Genomic DNA, 19,686 nt, shown 5'->3' with positions numbered 1-19,686 from the left:
GCCACATGACCCCCGACGCCGTCGCCACCTGGGTAGATCGCCTGCCACCGCGAGCCGCCGAATACGCCCGCCTCGCCCGGTTCGACCGCCCCGCCGGCATCTGGCTGCTGTTCTGGCCCTGCCTCATCGGCGCCTTCCTCAGCCCGGCTGCGGGCTGGTGGCCGCTCTGGCCGCTGTTCCTAGTGGGTGCCATCGCCATGCGCGCCGCAGGCTGCGTCTATAACGACATCATCGACCGCGACCTCGACGCCCAAGTCACCCGCACGGCCAGCCGCCCCGTCGCCAGCGGTGCAATTCCCGTCCGCCACGCCTGGACCTTCCTCGTCGCCCTCTCGCTGATCGGCCTCGCCGTCCTCCTCGCCCTCCCCCTGCAGGCACAACTGGTCGCCCTCGGCTCACTCGCCCTCGTGGCGGGCTACCCGTTCATGAAACGCATCACCTGGTGGCCGCAGGCGTGGCTCGGTCTCACCTTCAACTGGGGTGTCCCGGTGGGCTGGGCCGCAGCCGACCCGAATCTGCGCGCAGACCTCCCGGTCATGCTCCTCGCCTACGCCGCCTGCATCGCCTGGACGCTCGGCTACGACAGCATCTACGCAGCGCAGGATATCGAGGACGACGCGCTCGCCGGAGTCAAATCCTCTGCCCGGGCCCTCGGCCCGAACCTGAAGAGCGGCGTCGGCCTTTTCTATATCGCTACCATCCTCCTGCTCGGTGCCGCCCTCTGGCGCTGGGGCCACCCCCTCGCCCTTCTCGGCATGATCCCAGCCGCCGCCCATCTCGGCTGGCAGGCCACCAGCTTCGATCCAGCCAGCACACCGTCGGCCCTCAGCCGTTTCCGCTCCAATCGCCTTGCCGGCGCCCTGCTTGTGCTGCCCATCCTCCTTGCAGCACTCTCGCCCGCCCTTCTTGCAGCGTAGCTGCCGGCCCTTCTTGCAGCCCAGCGGCACGCCGCCTAAGTCGTTGCCATGCTAAGTTCCGACGCCGCGCTGGATCGCCTCGACCACCTCCTCTCGCTTGCAAGGAAGGCCGGGGCCGACAGCGCCGACGCCGTCTATTTCGGCGAAACCTCCACCGGAATCAGCGTTCGTCTGGGCAAGCTGGAAGACATCGGCCGCTCCGAAGGCGAGGAAATCGGCCTGCGCCTGTTCCTCGGCAACCGCTCGGCACAAGTCTCCATCTCCGATCTCTCGCCATCCGCCCTCGCCGAAGCCGCCGAGCGAGCCGCCTCGATGGCCCGCGAAGCCACGCCGGATCCGTTCGCGGGCCTTGCCGCTGCAAATCTCCTCTCGCGCGGTCCGTTCGCCGATTTCGATCTCCACGACGAAGCCGCCGCCAACGTCTCCGCCGAGCGCCTGCATGAAATGGCGCTGGAAGCCGAAAACGCCGCGCTCGCCGTCAAGGGCATCACCAACAGCGAAGGCGGCTCTGCCAGCTGCGGCACCAGCAGCTCTGCGCTCGCCACTTCCACCGGCTTCCGCGGCGCCGCCTACGGCAGCTCCGTTTCCGCCTCAGCCGTCGTAATCGCCGGCGAAGGCGCCACCATGCAGCGCGACTACGACTGGCATCAGGCCCGTCACCTTGCCGACCTCGAATCGCCGGCCGAAATCGGCTATCGCGCCGCCAGCCGCGCGCTCGAACGCCTGTCGCCCACCAGCGCCCCCACCGGCGCCATGCCGGTCATCTTCGACAAGCGCGTTTCCCCAAGCCTGCTCGGACATCTGCTGTCGGCGATCACCGGCAGCTCCATCGCCCGCAAGACCAGCTTTCTCCTCGGCCGCGAGAAGGAGCAGCTCTTTGCCCCCGGCATCCACATCCGCGATAACCCGCACTTGCCGCGCGGCCTCCGCTCCCGCGCCTTCGACGGCGAAGGCCTCCCCACCGCCCCGCGAGACATCATAGCCGATGGCCACCTGACCGGCTGGCTGATCGAGAGCGCGTCCGCCCGCCAGCTCAACCTGCAGCCCACCGGCCACGCCAGCCGCGGCAGCGCCGGCCCGCCTGGCGTCTCCTCGTCAAACCTCTGGATGGATGCGGGCACAGCCAGCCCGCACGATCTGATGTCCGACATAGCGGACGGCATCTACGTCACGGAACTGATCGGCATGGGCGTCAACACGCTCACCGGCGATTACAGCCGTGGTGCCGGCGGTTTCCGCATCCGCAACGGCCAGCTCGCCGAGCCGATCAGCGAAGCCACCATCGCCGGCAACCTCGCCGACATGTTCCGCGCCCTGATCCCGGCCAACGACCTGGAATTCCGCCAGTCCACCAACGCCCCCACCGTCCGCATCGACGGCATGACAGTCGCAGGCCAGAGCTAAAGCCCCAGTTGCGCCGCCAGCCTGGCCGCCACCAGATCCAGCCCCTCGGCGACCGCGCCCGTCGCCAGAGGCCGCCCGGCATCGGACGCCTCTACCACGGCAGGGTCCAGCGGCAGTTCCGCCAGCACCTCGGCGCCCAGCCCTGCCCCATCCGGCTTCCCGAACGGATAGAGCATCGTCCCATCCGGCGCCGGCATCCCGGCCATGTTCATCACCACGCCCAGCACCGGCACCTGCACCACGCCAAAGAAGGAAACCGCGCGCCGCGCGTCTGCAGTCGCCAGCGCCTGCGGAGTTGTCACCACCAGCGCCCCCGAAGGCTTCAGCTTCTGCGCCAAAGCCAAATGCACGTCACCCGTCCCCGGCGGCAAATCCACCACCAGCACATCCAGAGCGCCCCAATCGGCGACCGTCGCCATCTGCACCAGTGCCCCGGCCACCATCGGCCCGCGCCAGGCGACCGCCTTGTCGGGATCGGCCATCAGCCCCATCCCCAGCATCTTCAGCCCATGGGCCTCCACCGGCAGCAGTTGCTTGTCAGCGGTCGCCTTCGCCCGCTCCTTCACGCCCAGCAGGATATGCAGAGAAGGTCCCTGGATATCCCCATCCAGCAGACCCACCGCCAGCCCGCGCCGCTTCAGCGCCAGCGCCAGCCCGGCGGCAACCGTCGATTTGCCGACGCCGCCCTTCCCCGCTCCGACGCCGATCACATGCCGCACGCCCGCCACCGCCCCGGCGTCCGCCACAGGCGCCGCGCCCCGCTCCGACGTCTGGATGATCCGCACCGCCGCAAACCCCGCCGCCCGCAGCCGCGCCCCCACAGCGCTCTCCAGCGCCTGCGCTTCGGCCCGCGTCAGGTCGTCCACCGCCAGCACCAGCCCCGCGGTGCCGTCCTCGCGCACCGTCAGCCCGGAGACCCGGCCCGATTGCATCAACCCTGCAGACCGCTTCGGATCCGTCATTTCCTGCAGCGCGGCCACCGCCTGCTCCCGATCCGTCATTGCAGCCCTCGCTTTCCAAAGGCCATGCCCCTATATCCCGGATTACAGCGCTGCAATCCGGCCAGTTTCCGGCTGGTTGGCGTGTCGGTACACGGCCTGACGGCCAGAGGGGTTTGGGAAAGGCGTACATGCCCTGGAACAATGATGATGGTTCAGACCGCGACGGCGAAGGAGAAAAGCGTCGCAACCCTTGGGGTGGCATGAATCAGCCCGGAAAGCCGGGCAAGCCCGAGTCCGGCAAGAACAGCTCCGGCCCGCGCAGCCCATGGGGCGATACGCCCCGCCCGCGCAACGGCGGCGAGGATCGCCAGCGCAGCAGCGGCAGCCCGGATTTCGATGAGTTCATTCGCCGCAGCCAGGAAAAGCTCCGCGGCCTCGGCGGCGGAACGGGTGGCTCGGGCGGTGGCGGCGGCGGACGCGGCCGGCCCAACCTTCCCTGGGGGCTGATGGCGGGCGGCCTTGTTTTCGCACTCCTCGCCCTCACGTCGGGCTATCAGGTCGGCGCCGGCGAACGCGCCGTGGTTACCCGGCTCGGCAAATTCTCCCACACGGCAACACCCGGCTTCCATCTGAAGCTGCCTGCTCCCATCGATCTGGTGACCAAGGTGCCGTTCGAGGATATCCAGACGACTCCCATCGGCAATGCAGAGGGCGACGCGGAAAATCTGATGATCACCGGCGATGGCAATGTCATCAACATCGCCTATGCCGTCCGCTGGCGTATCAAGAACGCCGAGGATTATCTGTTCCAGATAGCCGACCAGAGCGGCACCGTGCGCGACGCCACCGAATCCGCCATGCGCGAAGTCGTCGGCCGCTCCACGCTCAACAACGCCATCGGCCCCGAACGCGCCGCCATTGCAGAGCAGGTGCGCGAACGGGTGCAGGAGATTCTCGACAGCTATGGCGCCGGTATCCTGGTGCAGGGCGTCGACATCAACAAGGCCGACCCGCCGGGCGCCGTCGACGAAGCGTTCAAGGACGTGTCGGCCGCCCAGCAGGACGCCCAGCAATTCCTCAACCAGGCGCGCGCCTACGCCCAGCAGATCCAGGCGCAGGCCGGCGGCGCTACCGCCGCCTTCGACAAGGTGTATGAACAATATCGCTTGGCGCCGGAAGTTACCCGCAAACGCATGTATCTGGAAACCATGGAAAATGTGCTTGGCAAGGTGGATACGACGGTGATCGAGACCCCGGGCGTGCAGGCCTATCTGCCGCTTCCTGAAGTGCAGCGCCGGGCACAGGCAAATGCCGCAGCCCGCGCCGAGCAGGAGGCAGCGAAATGACCCAGCGCACCCTGATAGCCGGCGGTGCCGGCCTCGCCCTCATCCTGCTCCTCCTGTTTTTCTCGGTGATCCGCGTCCCCGAGGACAAGCAGGCCATCATCCTGCAGATCGGTCGCCCGGTCGCGACCGTGAACACCTACGAAAAGGGCGAAACCTTCGGCCAGACCGGCGCCGGCCTGGTCCTGAAAAAGCCGTTCGTGCAGAACGCCATCTTCATCGACAAGCGCATCATGTCCCTCGACATTGCGCCGCAGACGGTGCTCTCCACCGATCAGCTGCGCCTCGTCGTCGATGCCTATGCCCGTTTCCGCATCGTCGATCCGGTCCGCATGTACCAGACCGTGCAAAACGAGCAGCGCCTCTCGGAAGAGCTTTCGCGCATCCTTTCCTCGCGCATCCGCAACGAGCTCGGCGCCCAACGCTTCGACTTGCTGCTGTCGCCGGAACGCGGCCGTTCGATGGACAATATCCAGGAGGCGGTGAACCGCTCGGCCAAGGCCTATGGAGCTGAAATCATCGACGTGCGCATCAAGCGTGCAGACCTTCCGCCGGGCACCCCGCTCGAAGCCGCATTCGAGCGGATGCGCACCGCACGCCAGCAGGAGGCTCTCACCATCCGCGCGCAGGGCGCAAAGGAAGCGCAGATCATCCGCGCAACCGCCGACGCAGACGCCGCCCGCGTCTATGCGGAAAGCTTTGGCAAGGATCCCGACTTCTATGCCTTCTACCGGTCGATGGAAGCCTATCGGAAGAGCTTCGCGCAAGGGAACAGCTCGGTTGTGCTGAGCCCGTCGAACGAATTCCTGCGCGAGTTCCAGGGCCGTCGCGGCGGCTGATGGCACGCGGCCTACTCAGCTGAACGGGGCTTCCCACACGGCTCGTCGTGTGGGAAGCACCATTCAGCGGGCATTAAATTGGCTCCGCCCAACAGGCGACAACTTAATTCGTCCTTTCGGAGATTGCTGGTGCTCGAACCCCAACTGAATCAAGACCGGTCTGCCGGGCAGAATGAAGGCCAGACTGGCCGCGGCGAAAGTCGCTCGCGCTGGTTGACGGCCGGCCTGTCAGCCGGCGTCGCTGCCCTGGTCGCTGCCACCATACCGGTCCTCGCCCAGACCGCGGCCCCGCAGGCCGTGCCTGCTGCCCCGGTTGCCGCGCCGGTCACCGCCGGGCCGGTCACCGCCGCGCCGGTCACCGCCGGGCCCGCCGGGATGGCGCCGCGCGGCGCGCCCGTCAGCTTTGCCGATCTCACGGCCCGCCTGCAGCCGGCCGTGGTGAACATCTCCACGACCCAGCGCGTAGAAGTCGGCAGCTTCCCGCGTTTCGGCCCCGGCACCAATCTGGAGGAACTGTTCCGCCGCTTCCAGGAGCAGCAGACGGAGGACGGCCAGCCCGTCACCCGTGAAGCCAACTCGCTCGGCTCCGGCTTCCTGATCTCGCCCGACGGCTATGTGGTCACCAACAACCATGTGATTTCCGGCCGCGACGGGCAGAAGCTGGTCGATACCATCACCGTCACCCTGTCAGACCGTCGCGAATACAAGGCGCGCGTTGTCGGCCGCGATCCGCTCTCGGATCTCGCCGTGCTGAAGATTGATGGCCAGAACCTGCCCTATGTGCAGTTCGGCAATTCGATGGGCATCCGTCCCGGCGATTGGGCGATCGCCATCGGCAACCCCTTCGGCCTCTCTGGCACCGTCACGGCGGGCATCGTCTCGGCCCTGCATCGCGGCATCCAGGGCGGCGGCGCCTATGATCGCTATATCCAGACGGACGCCTCCATCAATCAGGGCAATTCCGGCGGCCCGCTGTTCGATCTCAATGGCAATGTAATCGGCATCAACACGGCGATCTTCTCGCCCACCGGCGGCAACGTCGGCGTCGGCTTTGCCATCCCCGCCGAACTCGCCCAGCCTGTCATCGAACAGCTCCGCAACACCGGCAAGGTGAAGCGCGGCTATCTGGGCGTGCAGATCCAGAACATGACGCCGGCCATCGCCTCCTCGCTTGGCCTGCCCAAGGATCGCGGCGAAATCGTCGCCGCGGTTGAGCCCTCCGGCCCGGCGCGCGCCGCCGGTATCCAGCAGGGCGACGTGGTGCTGAAGGTCGCCGGCCAGGAAGTCACGCCTGACAACAGCCTTTCCTACATCGTCGCCAACACCCCGATCGGCACCCGCGTGCCGGTGGAGGTGGTGCGCGGCGGCAAGAGGATGACGCTCACGGCCACCATCGGCGAACGCCCGACGGAAGCCTCGCTCCTCGGCCAGCCCGAGCAGGTAGAGCCGTCGGATCCCGCCGCCGGAGACCAGCCCGGCGCCGAAGCCGCGCGCAAGTCGCTCGGCCTGACGCTGCAGTCGCTCACCCCGGAAATTCGTCAGCAGCTCCGCCTGCCTGCCGAAGTGCAGGGTGTGGTGGTCGCCAAGGTGAACCCCTCGTCCAACGCAGCCGAGGAAGGCATCCAGCGCGGCGACATTATCGTCTCGGTGAACCAGCAGCCGGTGAAAACCCCGCAGGAAGCCGCGAATGCCGTCAGCGCCGCCCGCAAGGCCGGCCGCGACACGGTGCTGATGTTCGTGCAGCGCGGGAACACGCCCGGCCGATTCATCGGCGTGAAAATCCAGTAAGCACTTCTATCTGTTCCATGCCTCCGCTAGCCTGACCGAAGATACAGGCAGCGGAGGCAAATTTTGGCGGACACCGACACACTCTTCATCGGCGCACAGTCAGGCGGGGCAAATCCGCAGGCACTGGTGTTAAAGCGCGCCAACCGCCACGGGCTGATCGCCGGCGCCACCGGCACCGGCAAGACCGTGACGTTGCAGGTGCTGGCCGAAGGCTTCAGCAAGGATGGCGTTCCGGTCTTCATGGCCGATGTGAAGGGCGACCTTGCCGGCATGGCGATGCCCGGCTCGCCCACGTCCAAAACCCACGAAGCCTTCCAGGCTCGCGCAACCGACCTCGGCGTCGCGCCACTTACCTATGTGGACAACCCGGTCGTCTTTTGGGATCTGTTCGGCGAACAGGGCCACCCTGTCCGCACCACCGTTTCCGAAATGGGGCCTCTGCTGCTCGCCCGCCTGCTCGGCCTCAACGAAACGCAGGAGGGTGTCCTCGCCATCGCCTTCAAGGTCGCCGACGATCAGGGCATGCTGCTGCTGGACCTGAAGGACCTGAAGCAGATGCTGGTCTATTGCGCCGACAATGCCAAGGAGCTGGCGACGGCCTATGGAAATGTCACCGCCCAGTCCGTCGGCGCCATCCAGCGCCAGTTGCTGAGCCTCGAATCGCAAGGCGGCGACCGATTCTTCGGCGAGCCGGCACTGGCCATCACCGACCTGCTGACGGTCGGCGAAGACGGCCGCGGCCAGGTCAACATCCTCGCCGCCGACAAGCTGATGGCCAGCCCCAAGCTCTACGCCACCTTCCTGCTCTGGATGCTTTCCGAGCTGTTCGAGGAACTCCCCGAAGTCGGCGACCCGGACAAGCCCAAGCTGGTCTTCTTCTTCGACGAGGCCCACCTGCTCTTCGACGATGCGCCCAGGGCCCTGCTCGACAAGATCGAGCAGGTCGTCCGCCTGATCCGCTCCAAGGGCGTCGGCGTCTATTTCATCACCCAGAACCCGATCGACATCCCCGATGACATCGCCGGCCAGCTCGGGAACCGCGTCCAGCACGCGCTCCGCGCCTTCACCCCGCGCGACCAGAAGGCCGTGAAGGCGGCAGCCACCACCTTCCGCCCCAACCCACAGGTGAATGTCGAGCGCGAAATCCTGGAGCTGAAAACCGGCGAGGCGCTGGTTTCGCTGCTGATGGCCGACGGCGCCCCCTCTCCCGTCGAGCGGGTGCTGATCCGCCCGCCCTGCTCCCGCTGCGGCCCGCTGGTCGATGGCGAGCGCAAGGTGATCGTCACCAGCTCGCCATATGCGGGCAAGTATGAGGAAACGGTCGACCGCGAATCCGCCTTTGAAATGCTGTCCACCAAGGCCAACGCCGCAGCCGAAGCCAAGGCTACCGAACAGGCCGAGATTGAAGCCCGCAAGGCAAATGTCGCCAAGGCAAAGGAAGACGCCGCAGCAGCCCGCGCCTACAAGGCCTCGCCTATGGGCCAGCTGGAGAAGGTCGCAGTAGGCGCGGCAGCAGCCATGGCAACACAGGCCGGCCGCAGCCTGGTCCGCGGCCTGCTCGGCAGCCTTTTCAAGCGACGCTGAGCATATCGGGGCCGGGCATCACCGCCCGGCCAACCGGATCAGTTGCCGGTGCCGCCCACGGTCACGCGGGCAATGTCGGCGTTGCGGGTGCCGGCGGGGGCATCCAGCAGTTCGCGCAGGAAGCTGCCCTTGTCGACGACGGCCGTGCCGTTCGGCCCGGGGGCATCGTCGGCAGTCGAGCGAATGCCTGTGTCGGTACGAACTGCCTTCGCATCGCTCAGCATCTTGTTCTCGATCTCGGACTTCGGCGGCAGCTGCACGCCGGGGCCAAACAGCGCTTCCAGCGCCTGCTGCTGGCTGTCGGCTCCGATCGGACGGGGTGCACCGGGGCGCGGCGGCTGCAGCGCATAATCCGGCGGGATCACCAGCGGCGCCTGCTTGCCGATGGCGAATTCGTCGGGCCGCTTGCGATCGGCGATATCGCTGCTCTTGCAGCCGGCAAGCAGCACAGCGGGGAGAAGGAGGAAGACGGCCTTATGCATCACGCACTCTTTCACTGGAATTCGATGAACCGGGGCTGTCCGAACGACCGAACAACGCCCGGATCAGCAGGATCGCGACGCCGACTGTAATGGCAGCATCCGCGACGTTGAAGACATAGAATGACCAGCGTCCGGCATGGAGGTGCACAAAATCGACTACATAGCCGAAACGCACCCTGTCCACGATGTTGCCCAGCGCGCCGCCCAGCACCAGCCCCAGCGCCAGCGCCTCGGGCCACTGCTTTTCCCGGCGGATCCAGACGGCGACGACAACGGCGATCAGCGCCGTCAGCGCCACCAGCAGCCAGCGGCCTACCTCAGTGTCGGCCGTCATCATCCCCATGGAAACGCCGCGGTTTTCCACCCAGGTCAGCGAAAAGAAGGGCAGCACCGGAATACTCACCCGGGTTTCCAGCTGGACGATGTTCACCACCCAATATTTCACCAGCTGGTCCACCACGAACACGATCGCGGCCAGGATATAGGCAACCGCCTTCATGCCGCGGCCTTCCCATCGACAGCTTCGGTGCAGCGCCCGCACAGCTGCGTTTCCGGCATGACATCCGGCAGATAGCGCCAGCAGCGCGCGCAACGCGCGTCATCGGAAATCGTCACCCGCACCTGCTCGGCCCCGGTCACGGCCTCCACCGAAGATACGATGCACAGCTCGGCGAAATTCACCGAATTGACCAGCGCCACATCCGCCGCTTCCGGCAGCTGCAGCAGCACGCGCACCTCGTTCGAGGATCCGACCTGCTTCTCGCGCCGCATCGGCTCGATCGCCTGCGTCACGACCGACCGCAATTCGCGCAGCCGTTCGAACTTTGCTTCCAGCGCCTCGTCGCGCCAATCGGTCGGGATTTCCAGCCAGGTGCCGAAATGCACCGAACCGGCCTCCGCTCCATGCCGATACTCAAACGCCTCTTCGGCGGTGAACACCAGCACGGGTGCCAGCCATCCCACCAGCGCATCGAACAGCGTCGCCAGAACCGTCCGATAGGCCCGCCGCGTCAGGCTGCCGGGGGCATCGCAATAGAGGCTGTCCTTGCGGACATCGAAATAAAAGGCCGACAGATCGAGGTTCACGAAGCTCGTGATCGCCGCCATCATGCGGTTATAGCCATGCACATGCACCGCCGCGCGAACCTCGGCGTCCAGCGCTGCCAGCCGCGACAGCACATAGCGCTCCAGCTCCGGCATGTCGGCCGCCGGCACCGCCTCATCAGCGGAAAACCCGTGCAGCGCACCCAGCAGATAGCGCAGCGTATTCCGTAGCTTGCGATAGGCATCCACCGTCGTCTGCATGGCCAGCTTGCCGAAGCGCTGGTCCTCCGACGTATCGGTGGAGGCCACCCACAGCCTTAGCACATCAACGCCGGACTCGCGGATGATCGTCTGCGGATCGACGACATTGCCCAGCGACTTGGACATCTTGCGGCCCTTGTCGTCCAGCGTCATCCCGTGGGTGAGAACACCCTTGTAGGGCGCCCTGCCCCGCGTGCCGCAGCTTTCCAGCAGCGAGGACTGGAACCAGCCCCGATGCTGGTCGGAGCCTTCCAGATACAGATCGGCCTGCTCCGCCCCAAGGCGGGCTTCGGTGACGAAAGCATGGGTCGAGCCGCTGTCGAACCAGACATCGAGGATGTCGGTCACCTGGTCATAGTCGTCGGCGGCATAGGCGTTGCCGAGGAACTCCTGCGGGTCGCGCGTCCACCAGGCATCCGCGCCGTCCGCCTCGATGGCGGCCTTGATCCGCGCGTTCACCTCAGGGTCGCGCAGATAATCGCCAGTCCCCTTCTTCACGAACAGCGTGATCGGAACGCCCCACGCGCGCTGGCGCGACAGCACCCAGTCGGGCCGCCCTTCCACCATCGCCCGGATACGATTTTCACCCTGGCTCGGATACCAGCTGGTATCCGAAATCGCCTTCAGCGCCCGCCCGCGCAGCGTCGAGCTGTCACCAAGATCGCGGTCCATCGCCACAAACCACTGCGGCGTGCAGCGATAGATCAGCTTAGCCTTTGATCGCCACGAATGCGGATAGCTGTGCTTGTAGTCTTCCGACGCCGCCAGCAAGGCCCCGGCCTCGCGCAGCGCCGAGCAAACCGGCCCGTCCAGCGCATTCACCTTATAGACATGCATCCCGCCCACAACCGGCCAGTCCGCCTGATAGGTGCCGTCCGGCCCGACGACGAATTTCGGGTCGATGCCGTGCGCCTTGCACAGATAGAAATCGTCCTCGCCATGATCCGGCGCCATGTGGACAAGGCCTGTGCCGGCGTCCGTGGTGACGAAATCGCCAGCGAGCAGCCGGCGCGGTTCGGCGAAGAATCCGCCAAGGTGATTCCAAGGATGTAAAGCGACGGCATTTTCTAGATTTCGGCCGTGGCCTCTCCACACCTCCTGGTCAAAGAAGTAGCCTGCTAACTCTATCTTCTCGTCAAACTCGGCAACACGATCAGATGCGAGAACATAGACAATATTCGGATCCGGTTGTGCAGACGGCCGGTGCGTTAAACTTCTTGGCTGCGTAGGAATCAGGGTAGACAGCGTATATCGCCTAGCAACATATTCGATTTCCGCCCCATACGCCAAAGCCCGGTTCACCGGCAGCGTCCAAGGCGTTGTCGTCCAGATAACCGCAAACGCCCCCACCAGCTCCGGCGCATTCGGCGCTTCCACGATCTCGAACGCCACATCCACCTGCGTGGAGGTGATGTCGTCATACTCGACTTCGGCTTCGGCCAGCGCCGTCTGCTCCACCGGAGACCACATCACCGGCTTGGCGCCGCGATAGACCTGCCCCGTCTCGGCGAATTTCATCAGTTCAGATGCAATCACAGCTTCCGACGAGAAATTCATGGTAAGATAGGGATTATCCCAATCCCCCCAGATCCCCAGCCGCTTCAGCTGCGCGCGCTGCACATCCACCCAATGCGCGGCATAATCCCGGCACTGCTGGCGGAAGGCGATGAAATCGACCTCGCCCTTCTGCACCCCCTTGGCCCGGTTCAGCTCCTCCACCCGCCATTCGATCGGCAGGCCGTGGCAATCCCAGCCGGGGATATAGGGGCTGTCGAAGCCCATCATCGTCCGCGTGCGCACCACCAGATCCTTCAGGATATGGTTCATCGCATGGCCCAGGTGCATGTCGCCGTTCGCATAGGGCGGGCCATCGTGCAGGATCCAGCGCGCAGCGCCGGTGCGGATCTCCCGCAGCCGCGCATGGGCATCGTCCGCCGCCCAGCGCTCCAGCAGGCGCGGCTCGGTCACGGCAAGGCCGGCCTTCATGGGGAAGCCCGTTTCGGGCAGGAACACGGTGTGGCGGTAATCTGCCGCCGGGGATGCATCAGTCATGGCGGCCCGCTTTAGAGCATCCCCATCGGCAGGCAAGCCTGCAGCACAACCGTCCACCTCAGGGACTTGCGAATGCTATTCAAAGCCGTTCGCAACTAACTATCTGATTTTCCTTGATTTTAATCAAAGACAGCGCTATATCGCGGACAACTCCTGAAATATGAGGCGATTATGCGCGGCGACAAGAAAGCAATCGAATATCTGAACGCCGTCCTGAAGGGCGAGCTGACGGCCATCAACCAGTATTTCGTCCACTATCGGATGCTGGACAACTGGGGCATCAAGAAGCTCGCCAAGTACGAGTATCATGAGTCCATCGACGAGATGAAGCATGCCGACAAGCTGATGGAGCGCATCTTCTTCCTCGACGGCCTGCCCAACCTGCAAACGCTGAACCGCCTGCGCCTGGGCGAAAATGTGCAGGAAATCCTGGAGGCGGACCTGGCGCTGGAGAACGAAGCGCTTGTGCTGCTGAAGGAAGCCATTCCCTATTGCGACTCCATCCGCGATTTCGGCACCCGCGAATTGTTCGTGGAGATCCTCGAAGCCGAGGAAGAGCATGTGGATTTCCTCGAGACGCAACTGCAGATGATCAAGGATCAGGGCCTGCAGAACTATATTCAGTTGCAGTCGGAAGCGGCCGGCTCGTAGGCGGCCGCGATTAAGGCAAAGCCTTAACTCGCAGAATTGCCGAAGACCCGACCTGCGGATCGCGGGCAGCCCTATCGCATCACCCGGCGCGGGCTGGAACTGGTGCGAAGCCAGCCCGACAACAGGTAAACAGGCGCGGGAGGCTATCCCTCCCGCGTCACTCTTCCCCGAACTTCGATTGCACCAGGTCCACCAGCGCCGTCAGCGCCTCGCGCGAATCCGCGCCCTCGGCGCGCACATCGATATGGTCACCGTTCGCGGCCGCCAGCATCATCAGCCCCATGATCGATGTGCCCAGCACTTCGGAACCGTCCTTGGAAACGGTAACCGTCGATTCGAACTGGCTTGCCAGCGTCACGAACTTGGCGCTCGCCCGCGCATGCAGGCCGCGCTTGTTCGTAATCAGTAGCGTGACAGGTCCTGCGTCCAAACTCTCCACCCCCGGCTTGTTTATATGGTTATGCAGCTTCTCCAAGCAACCTGCTTGCAACGCTTATATATTTTCGTCCAGCTTCCTGCGCCATATCCACGGCTTCACCCACGCTCTTGGCTTTGCGCACGCTGGCCAGCTTGATCAGCATCGGCAGGTTGATGCCGGCAATCACTTCCAGGTTCGGCCGCCCCAGCAGCGAGATCGCAAGGTTGGAAGGCGTCCCGCCGAACATGTCGGTCAGCAGGATCACGCCCGCGCCCTTGTCCACTTCGGCTGCCGCGCGGGCGATTTCGGCCCGCTTCTCTTCCATGTCGTCGTTGGCCTCGATGCAGACCGCCTGGCACTGCTGCTGCGGCCCCACCACATGTTCCATGGCAGCGACGAACTCTGTCGCCAGCTTGCCATGCGTGACCAGAACCAACCCAATCATTACAGTCCTTTCTCTCCGCCGGCCTGCTGAGGGCCATGCCCATCCGCATCCAGCGCATCGTCTTCCGGCCCGTGCGTCCGGTCGCGGTGCACCACCGCATTCACCCATCCGGCTTCCCGCAGCGCCTCTCCTGCTGCTTCCGCCACTGCAACAGACCGATGCCGACCGCCGGTGCAGCCGAAAGCCACCGTCAGATAGGCACGTCCTTCCCGCGCATAGCCGGGCAACAGCATAGTTAGAAGTGCAACTATTGCCGCAAAGGCCTCGCGATACCCCGGATCGCCCTCCACATAGGCGCGAACAGCCCGGTCGGTGCCGGTTTTCGCCCGCAGATCCGGCATCCAGTGCGGATTCCGCAGGAATCGCATATCGAATACAAGATCCGCGTCGCGCGGCACCCCGCGCGCATAGCCAAAGCTCATCAGCGTCAAGGTCAACGCCTTGTGGCCGGGCGCCCCAAAGCGCGTGGATACGGCCCGCCGCAGGTCGTTCGTGCTGAAATCGGTGGTATCGATCACCACATCGGCTACCCGCCGCAGCTCGGCCAGCATCTCGCGTTCCATCGCCACGCCATCGCCCGCTGGCCTGTCCAGCGCCAGCGGATGCCGCCTGCGGGTCTCCGAAAACCGCCGCACCAGCTCGTTGCCGGCGCAATCGATATACAGAATGCGGATGGTACGCCCCTTGATGGCATGGTCGGCAATCGCGTCCAGCACCAGCTCCGGATCAAAGGCGCGCGTCCGCGCATCGATGCCGATCGCCAGCCGGTTGGCATCCGGCACGGCAAGCAAGGGCCCCAGAAGCGACAGCGGCAAATTGTCCACCGCCTCATAGCCGACATCCTCAAGCGCCTTCAGCGCCGTCGACTTGCCCGCACCGGAAAGCCCGGTCACCACCAGCACCGGAGGCGGTGGTTCATCGATCCTTGCGTCTGCCGTCATGCGGGGGATTCTAGCCGCGTGCTGCGACTTGTGCCACTGCCAGTTCCACTTTGATCGGCGTGGACGCCTCGAACGGCGCCAGCCACAGCGCCGGAAGGCTTACCCCCTCCACCAACAGCAGCTCCCGCTCCGGCAACCGCTCGGGCCGCTCCGAGAACCGAACCGCCAGGCAGGCACGAACCCCGGTTTCGAAGGGCATCGCCAGGATCCCGACACCCCGCACTTCGATCAGGCCCTTCAGCGTCTCCGGCGCAGACAGGCGCAGCTCGCCGTCCTCCGCCAGCGCTATCACCCGGTCGTCCGCCACCAGCCTTGCCCCCCGGTCGATCAACCGCAGCGCCAGATCGGATTTGCCGCACCCGGGCTCCCCCAGCAGCAGCACGCCGGCGCCGCCGATCGAAACGGCCGTGGCGTGGATGGTGCGGTTCACAGCGCGGGAAGGCGTATGGTGAACTCCGCCCCGGGCTTGCCATCCCCGCGGTCGTCCACGCGGATCTGACCATCCATAGCCTCGACGATGGCGCGCGCGATGGAAAGCCCCAGCCCGCTGTGCTTGCCATAATCCTCATGCCGCGGGCGCTCGGAATAGAAGCGCTCGAAGATCGCATCGCGCGCCTCCCTGGGCACGCCGGGGCCCTGGTCGGTCACCCGCACTTCCACCGCATTGCCCCGGCGGGAGACCTCCACCCCGATCTCCCCGCCCTCGGGCGAGAAGCTCAGCGCATTGTCGATAAGGTTGTTGAGCACCTGCAACAACCGATCGCCGTCGGACCACACGAGGGTTTCGCCCTTGGGCGCCAGCTTCGTTTTCAGCGCCACACCGTTCCGCCACGGCCCGGCCGCCGTTTGCGCCGCCTGCAGGCCGGAAACCAGCTGCGACACATCCACCGGCTGCATCCGCGCGCGCGACAATTCGGCGTCCAGCCGCGATGCCGCCGAAATATCGGTGATCAGCCGGTCGATCCGCCGCACATCCTCGTCGATCAGCCCGAACAGCTGTGCGCGCGCCTTCGCATCCTTCACACTGCCCAGCGCCTCCACCGCACTGCGCAGGCTGGCCAGCGGGTTCTTCAGCTCATGGGCGACATCCGCGGCAAAGGCCTCGGTCGCATCGATGCGCTGCCTCAGCGCCGCCGTCATGTCGGCCAACGCCCGCGCGAGCCCACCGATCTCGTCTCTTCTATGAGGCAGGCGCGGTACCACCACATCGCGCTGGCGCCCCAGCCGAAACCGGTGCGCAGCCAGTGCCAGCTGCCGCAATGGCACCACGATGGTCCGCGCCAGATAGGCGCTGAGCGTCAGCGAAACCGCCAGCACCGCCAGGAACACCAGGAACGAGGCCGCGCGCTCCCGCCGCACCAGATCGATCACATCCGGCGTATCCACGCTCAGCAGCACTACCGGCGAAGGCGGCATCCCCGGTCCCTGCAACGGAACGGCTGCATGCAGCACCACCAGTCGGTCCTCCGTCTGCCGCGGCCAGCTGTGCGCCTTTCCAGAAGCCGCCACGCGCTGCACGTCCTGCGCATCCGCCGCGATGCCCTGTCTGCCCTGCAGCATCGGCGGCGCCTCGGGTTCACCGGTCACGAAATCGACGATCCGGTCGATGAAGATGGCGCTCTGCCGGCGAAACCCTGCCGTCGTCGGGTCAACCAGCTGGAACCGCTGCACCTTCGGGTTCGACCAATTGTCCACGATCAGCTTGCCCGCCGCGTCATACAGGCGGATTCGCGTGCCCCTGGGGCTCGAAATATCCAGGATCGCCGGCGCCCCCGCCAGCAACCCCTGATTTTCCAGAAACTGGGCAATGATCTCGCCCTGCCGGAGCAGCTCCTGCTCGCGCGTTTCGATCAGCCGGCTGCGGAAGCCTTCAATATAGAAAAGCGCGCCGGCCAGAGCCAGCAACGCCACCAGATTGACGACCAGGATCCGGGTAACCAGCGACCGCCAGCCGGAAAAACCCGGATCGGCAGCCCGACGCGACGAGCGCAAGTTCTGCTGCATCGGCGCGTTCACGCCTCAGTCTTCCTGATCGAACCGGTAGCCCACTCCATAGAGCGTCTCTATCGCCTTGAAATCATGGTCCACAACCCGGAACTTCTTGCGCAACCGCTTGATATGGCTGTCGATCGTCCGGTCATCGACATAGCTGTCATGGGCATAGGCCACGTCCATGAGCTGATCGCGGGATTTCACGAACCCCGGCCGCTGCGCCAGCGCATCCAGGATCAGGAACTCGGTCACCGTCAGCGCCACGTCGCGCCCGCCCCAGCGCACCCGGTGCCGGGCCGGGTCCATCTCCAGCTTGCCGCGCACGATCGGCTCGGCCGGCGGTTCGCTCTCTGCCGCCCCGTTGCGCCGGTTCGCCGTCCGCCGCAGCACCGCGCGAATCCGCTCGATCAGCAGCCGCTGGCTGAAGGGCTTGCCGATATAATCGTCGGCTCCCATTGCCAGCCCCAGCGCCTCGTCGATCTCGGTATCCTTGGAGGTCAGGAAGATCACCGGCAGGTCGGATTTTTCCCGCAGGCGGCGCAGCATCTCCATGCCGTCCATCCGCGGCATCTTGATATCCACCACGGCAAGATCCGGCGGGTTCTCGATGCACCCCTTCAGCCCGGCCGCCCCATCGGCATAGACCCGAGTCGTGAAGCCCTCGGCCTGCAGCGCCAGGCTTACAGAGGTGAGGATATTGCGGTCGTCATCGACCAGCGCGATGGTCGCGGGCGCCTGGCTCATGTCCATCTTGGCGCATTCGTCGGATAGGCTGCACAGCTGGTCATGCCCAAGGCGTATAGCTGCTAACGCCGTTCCCGCCAAAGCTACATCTTCTCAGTGCTTCACAGCCCGGATTCGCTTGAGTAGGGAATTTGTGCATACGTATGCGACAGCGGCATGGCTGAGCGCCAAGTTATAATAATTATGTGATAAACAAAATGGTGGAAGGACAGCAAGTGGCAAAGGCAACCGGCATCGGCCTGGATGCGCAGGGTATCAAAACCAGCGCCCGGCTTCACTGCAATCTCGGCACGGCGCCGCTCATCGAGCTGGCCGTGAACCGTGGCGAAGGCCTGCTTTCGAAGGACGGCGCCTTCGTTGTCGAAACCGGCAAGCACACCGGCCGCTCCGCAAACGACAAGTTCACCGTGAAGGACGCCGAGACCGCCGACACCGTGTGGTGGGGCAAGACCAACAAGCCGATGGACCCGGCCCACTTTGCTGCGCTGAAGGCAGATTTCCTCGCCGCGCTCGCGCCCAAAGAAACGCTGTTCGTGCAGGACCTGTTCGGCGGCTCCCAGCCGGAGCACCGGGTGAAGGTGCGCGTCATCACTGAATTCGCCTGGCATTCGCTGTTCATCCGCACGCTGCTGGTGCGCCCGAACGCTGCGGAGCTGGAATCTTTCGCGCCGGAATACACGATCATCGATCTGCCCAGCTTCCGCGCAGACCCGGAAAAGCACGGCTCGCGCTCCGAAACGGTGATCGCCGTCAACTTCACCGAAAAGCTGATCCTGATCGGCGGCACCAAATATGCCGGCGAAATGAAGAAGTCGGTGTTCGGCATCCTCAACTACCTGCTCCCCACAAAGGGCGTGATGCCGATGCACTGCTCGGCGAACATAGGGCCGAACGGCGACACCGCCGTGTTCTTCGGCCTCTCCGGCACCGGCAAGACGACGCTCTCTGCCGACGCCAGCCGGACCCTCATCGGTGACGACGAGCATGGCTGGTCGGATACCGCCGTCTTCAACTTCGAGGGCGGCTGCTACGCCAAGATGATCCGCCTCTCGCCCACGGCAGAGCCGGAAATCTATGCCACCACCAAGCGCTTCGGCACGGTGCTGGAAAATGTTGTGATGGATCCCGTCACGCGCGAGATTGACCTCGACGACAACCGCCTCGCCGAAAACAGCCGCGGCAGCTACCCGATCGACTTCATCCCCAACGCCAGCGCCAGCAACCTGGGGCCGGTGCCGAAGAACATCATCATGCTGACGGCCGACGCCTTCGGAATCCTGCCCCCCATCGCCCGCCTTACCCCGGATCAGGCGATGTATCACTTCCTCTCGGGCTACACCGCCCGCGTCGCCGGCACCGAGATCGGCGTGACCGAGCCGGATGCCACTTTCTCCACCTGCTTCGGTGCGCCGTTCATGCCGCGCCACCCGTCGGTCTATGGCAATCTGCTGAAGGAACGCATCGCCAAGGGCGGCGTCGATTGCTGGCTCGTCAACACCGGCTGGACCGGTGGCGGCGCAGGCACCGGCGGCACCGGCAGCCGCATGCCGATCAAGGTCACCCGCGCGCTCCTCAACGCCGCGCTCGACGGTTCGCTGAAGAACGCCGAATTCCGCAAGGATCCGTTCTTCGGCTTCGATGTACCGGTCAGCGTGCCGGGCGTGGAACCGGGCATCCTCGACCCCCGCACCACCTGGCCGGATCCGGCGAGCTACGACGAAAAGGCCCGTGGTCTGGTGAGGATGTTCGTCGAGAACTTCGCCCAGTTCGAGGAACATGTGGAACAGGGCGTGCGCGAAGCCGCCCCCCGCGCGGCGTGAGCCGCGCATACACCTTGGGC

19 protein-coding genes are annotated in these 19,686 nt (G+C 65.3%); 9 read left to right on the top strand and 10 right to left on the bottom strand.

Going from position 1 to position 19,686, the window contains the following annotated elements; translation table 11 throughout:
- Positions 1-5: 5 nt before the first annotated feature.
- Entirely contained in the window at positions 6-917 is a 912-nt protein-coding gene (gene ubiA / locus IM784_RS02340; RefSeq protein ID WP_199553663.1) for a 4-hydroxybenzoate octaprenyltransferase, read from the top strand.
- Between the two features lie 48 nt (positions 918-965).
- Positions 966-2,321: a TldD/PmbA family protein gene (locus tag IM784_RS02335; protein ID WP_199553662.1), complete on the top strand. Its 1,356-nt coding sequence runs from the start codon at positions 966-968 to the stop codon at positions 2,319-2,321.
- Here the strand turns inward: IM784_RS02335 and IM784_RS02330 are convergent.
- Positions 2,318-3,322 (bottom strand): P-loop NTPase, encoded by a 1,005-nt coding sequence (locus tag IM784_RS02330; protein WP_199553661.1) that lies wholly within the window; start codon positions 3,320-3,322, stop codon positions 2,318-2,320. The genes IM784_RS02335 and IM784_RS02330 overlap by 4 nt on opposite strands.
- A 200-nt stretch (positions 3,323-3,522) precedes the next feature.
- Between IM784_RS02330 and hflK the strand changes: the two genes are divergently transcribed.
- The 4 genes from hflK to IM784_RS02310 all read left to right on the top strand — a co-directional run bounded on the left by hflK (position 3,523) and on the right by IM784_RS02310 (position 8,816).
- Complete coding sequence (hflK, locus tag IM784_RS02325) at positions 3,523-4,608, top strand: FtsH protease activity modulator HflK (protein ID WP_199553660.1); 1,086 nt, start codon at positions 3,523-3,525, stop codon at positions 4,606-4,608.
- Positions 4,605-5,444 (top strand): protease modulator HflC, encoded by an 840-nt coding sequence (gene hflC / locus IM784_RS02320; RefSeq protein WP_199553659.1) that lies wholly within the window; start codon positions 4,605-4,607, stop codon positions 5,442-5,444. The genes hflK and hflC overlap by 4 nt, the downstream gene beginning before the upstream one ends.
- Before the next feature lie 246 nt (positions 5,445-5,690).
- Positions 5,691-7,232 (top strand): DegQ family serine endoprotease, encoded by a 1,542-nt coding sequence (locus tag IM784_RS02315; protein WP_408015274.1) that lies wholly within the window; start codon positions 5,691-5,693, stop codon positions 7,230-7,232.
- Between the two features lie 63 nt (positions 7,233-7,295).
- Complete coding sequence (locus IM784_RS02310; protein ID WP_199553658.1) at positions 7,296-8,816, top strand: helicase HerA-like domain-containing protein; 1,521 nt, start codon at positions 7,296-7,298, stop codon at positions 8,814-8,816.
- A gap of 38 nt (positions 8,817-8,854) precedes the next feature.
- Here IM784_RS02310 and IM784_RS02305 read toward each other — a convergent pair whose 3' ends face one another.
- Genes IM784_RS02305 through ileS form a run of 3 tightly spaced genes read right to left on the bottom strand, consistent with a single transcriptional unit; the run spans position 8,855 to position 12,655 of the window.
- On the bottom strand, positions 8,855-9,298 hold the full coding sequence (locus tag IM784_RS02305) for a DUF3035 domain-containing protein (RefSeq protein WP_199553657.1): 444 nt from the start codon (positions 9,296-9,298) through the stop codon (positions 8,855-8,857).
- Positions 9,291-9,797, bottom strand: coding sequence for a signal peptidase II (gene lspA / locus IM784_RS02300; RefSeq protein WP_199553656.1), 507 nt, complete (start codon positions 9,795-9,797; stop codon positions 9,291-9,293). Before lspA ends, IM784_RS02305 begins: the two co-directional genes overlap by 8 nt.
- Positions 9,794-12,655 carry an isoleucine--tRNA ligase gene (ileS, locus tag IM784_RS02295; RefSeq protein WP_199553655.1) on the bottom strand — a complete coding sequence of 954 codons (2,862 nt, stop codon included), beginning with the start codon at positions 12,653-12,655 and terminating at the stop codon, positions 9,794-9,796. Before ileS ends, lspA begins: the two co-directional genes overlap by 4 nt.
- A gap of 171 nt (positions 12,656-12,826) precedes the next feature.
- Between ileS and bfr the strand changes: the two genes are divergently transcribed.
- A complete protein-coding gene (gene bfr / locus IM784_RS02290) occupies positions 12,827-13,306 on the top strand; it encodes a bacterioferritin (protein ID WP_199553654.1) in 480 nt (159 codons plus the stop codon).
- Positions 13,307-13,342: 36 nt separating this feature from the next.
- Positions 13,343-13,435, top strand: coding sequence for a YjhX family toxin (locus tag IM784_RS17680; RefSeq protein WP_199553653.1), 93 nt, complete (start codon positions 13,343-13,345; stop codon positions 13,433-13,435).
- A 28-nt stretch (positions 13,436-13,463) separates the two neighbouring features.
- Here the strand turns inward: IM784_RS17680 and IM784_RS02280 are convergent, their stop codons facing one another.
- Genes IM784_RS02280 through IM784_RS02255 form a run of 6 tightly spaced genes read right to left on the bottom strand, consistent with a single transcriptional unit; the run spans position 13,464 to position 17,846 of the window.
- On the bottom strand, positions 13,464-13,736 hold the full coding sequence (locus IM784_RS02280; protein WP_199554125.1) for an HPr family phosphocarrier protein: 273 nt from the start codon (positions 13,734-13,736) through the stop codon (positions 13,464-13,466).
- A gap of 28 nt (positions 13,737-13,764) precedes the next feature.
- Complete coding sequence (locus tag IM784_RS02275) at positions 13,765-14,169, bottom strand: PTS sugar transporter subunit IIA (RefSeq protein ID WP_199553652.1); 405 nt, start codon at positions 14,167-14,169, stop codon at positions 13,765-13,767.
- On the bottom strand, positions 14,169-15,110 hold the full coding sequence (gene rapZ / locus IM784_RS02270) for an RNase adapter RapZ (RefSeq protein ID WP_199553651.1): 942 nt from the start codon (positions 15,108-15,110) through the stop codon (positions 14,169-14,171). The genes IM784_RS02275 and rapZ overlap by 1 nt, the downstream gene beginning before the upstream one ends.
- 10 nt (positions 15,111-15,120) lie before the next feature.
- On the bottom strand, positions 15,121-15,540 hold the full coding sequence (locus IM784_RS02265; protein ID WP_199553650.1) for an HPr kinase/phosphorylase: 420 nt from the start codon (positions 15,538-15,540) through the stop codon (positions 15,121-15,123).
- Entirely contained in the window at positions 15,537-17,126 is a 1,590-nt protein-coding gene (locus IM784_RS02260; RefSeq protein WP_199553649.1) for a sensor histidine kinase, read from the bottom strand. Before IM784_RS02260 ends, IM784_RS02265 begins: the two co-directional genes overlap by 4 nt.
- A gap of 3 nt (positions 17,127-17,129) precedes the next feature.
- Positions 17,130-17,846: a response regulator transcription factor gene (locus IM784_RS02255; RefSeq protein ID WP_235976482.1), complete on the bottom strand. Its 717-nt coding sequence runs from the start codon at positions 17,844-17,846 to the stop codon at positions 17,130-17,132.
- Positions 17,847-18,061: 215 nt separating this feature from the next.
- Here IM784_RS02255 and IM784_RS02250 point away from each other — a divergent pair, with 215 nt between their 5' ends.
- Positions 18,062-19,666: a phosphoenolpyruvate carboxykinase gene (locus tag IM784_RS02250; RefSeq protein ID WP_408015269.1), complete on the top strand. Its 1,605-nt coding sequence runs from the start codon at positions 18,062-18,064 to the stop codon at positions 19,664-19,666.
- The last annotated feature ends 20 nt before the right edge of the window (positions 19,667-19,686 follow it).

The organism is Sandaracinobacteroides hominis, assembly GCF_016464365.1.
Lineage (GTDB): Bacteria > Pseudomonadota > Alphaproteobacteria > Sphingomonadales > Sphingomonadaceae > Sandaracinobacteroides > Sandaracinobacteroides hominis.
Note: the sequence above shows the minus strand (reverse complement) of the source record. Positions and strands in the feature narration are given on the sequence as shown.

Bases quoted from the DNA above. Each gene is read 5' to 3' on its own strand.
- hflK (WP_199553660.1), top strand. From the start codon at position 3,523: ATGAATCAGCCCGGAAAGCCGGGCAAGCCCGAGTCCGGCAAGAACAGC.
- rapZ (WP_199553651.1), bottom strand. From the start codon at position 15,110: ATGACGGCAGACGCAAGGATCGATGAACCACCGCCTCCGGTGCTGGTG.
- IM784_RS02335 (WP_199553662.1), top strand. From the start codon at position 966: ATGCTAAGTTCCGACGCCGCGCTGGATCGCCTCGACCACCTCCTCTCG.
- IM784_RS02305 (WP_199553657.1), bottom strand. From the start codon at position 9,298: ATGCATAAGGCCGTCTTCCTCCTTCTCCCCGCTGTGCTGCTTGCCGGC.
- ubiA (WP_199553663.1), top strand. From the start codon at position 6: ATGACCCCCGACGCCGTCGCCACCTGGGTAGATCGCCTGCCACCGCGA.
- IM784_RS02255 (WP_235976482.1), bottom strand. From the start codon at position 17,846: ATGAGCCAGGCGCCCGCGACCATCGCGCTGGTCGATGACGACCGCAAT.
- lspA (WP_199553656.1), bottom strand. From the start codon at position 9,797: ATGAAGGCGGTTGCCTATATCCTGGCCGCGATCGTGTTCGTGGTGGAC.
- ileS (WP_199553655.1), bottom strand. From the start codon at position 12,655: ATGACTGATGCATCCCCGGCGGCAGATTACCGCCACACCGTGTTCCTG.
- hflC (WP_199553659.1), top strand. From the start codon at position 4,605: ATGACCCAGCGCACCCTGATAGCCGGCGGTGCCGGCCTCGCCCTCATC.
- bfr (WP_199553654.1), top strand. From the start codon at position 12,827: ATGCGCGGCGACAAGAAAGCAATCGAATATCTGAACGCCGTCCTGAAG.
- IM784_RS02275 (WP_199553652.1), bottom strand. From the start codon at position 14,169: ATGATTGGGTTGGTTCTGGTCACGCATGGCAAGCTGGCGACAGAGTTC.
- IM784_RS02330 (WP_199553661.1), bottom strand. From the start codon at position 3,322: ATGACGGATCGGGAGCAGGCGGTGGCCGCGCTGCAGGAAATGACGGAT.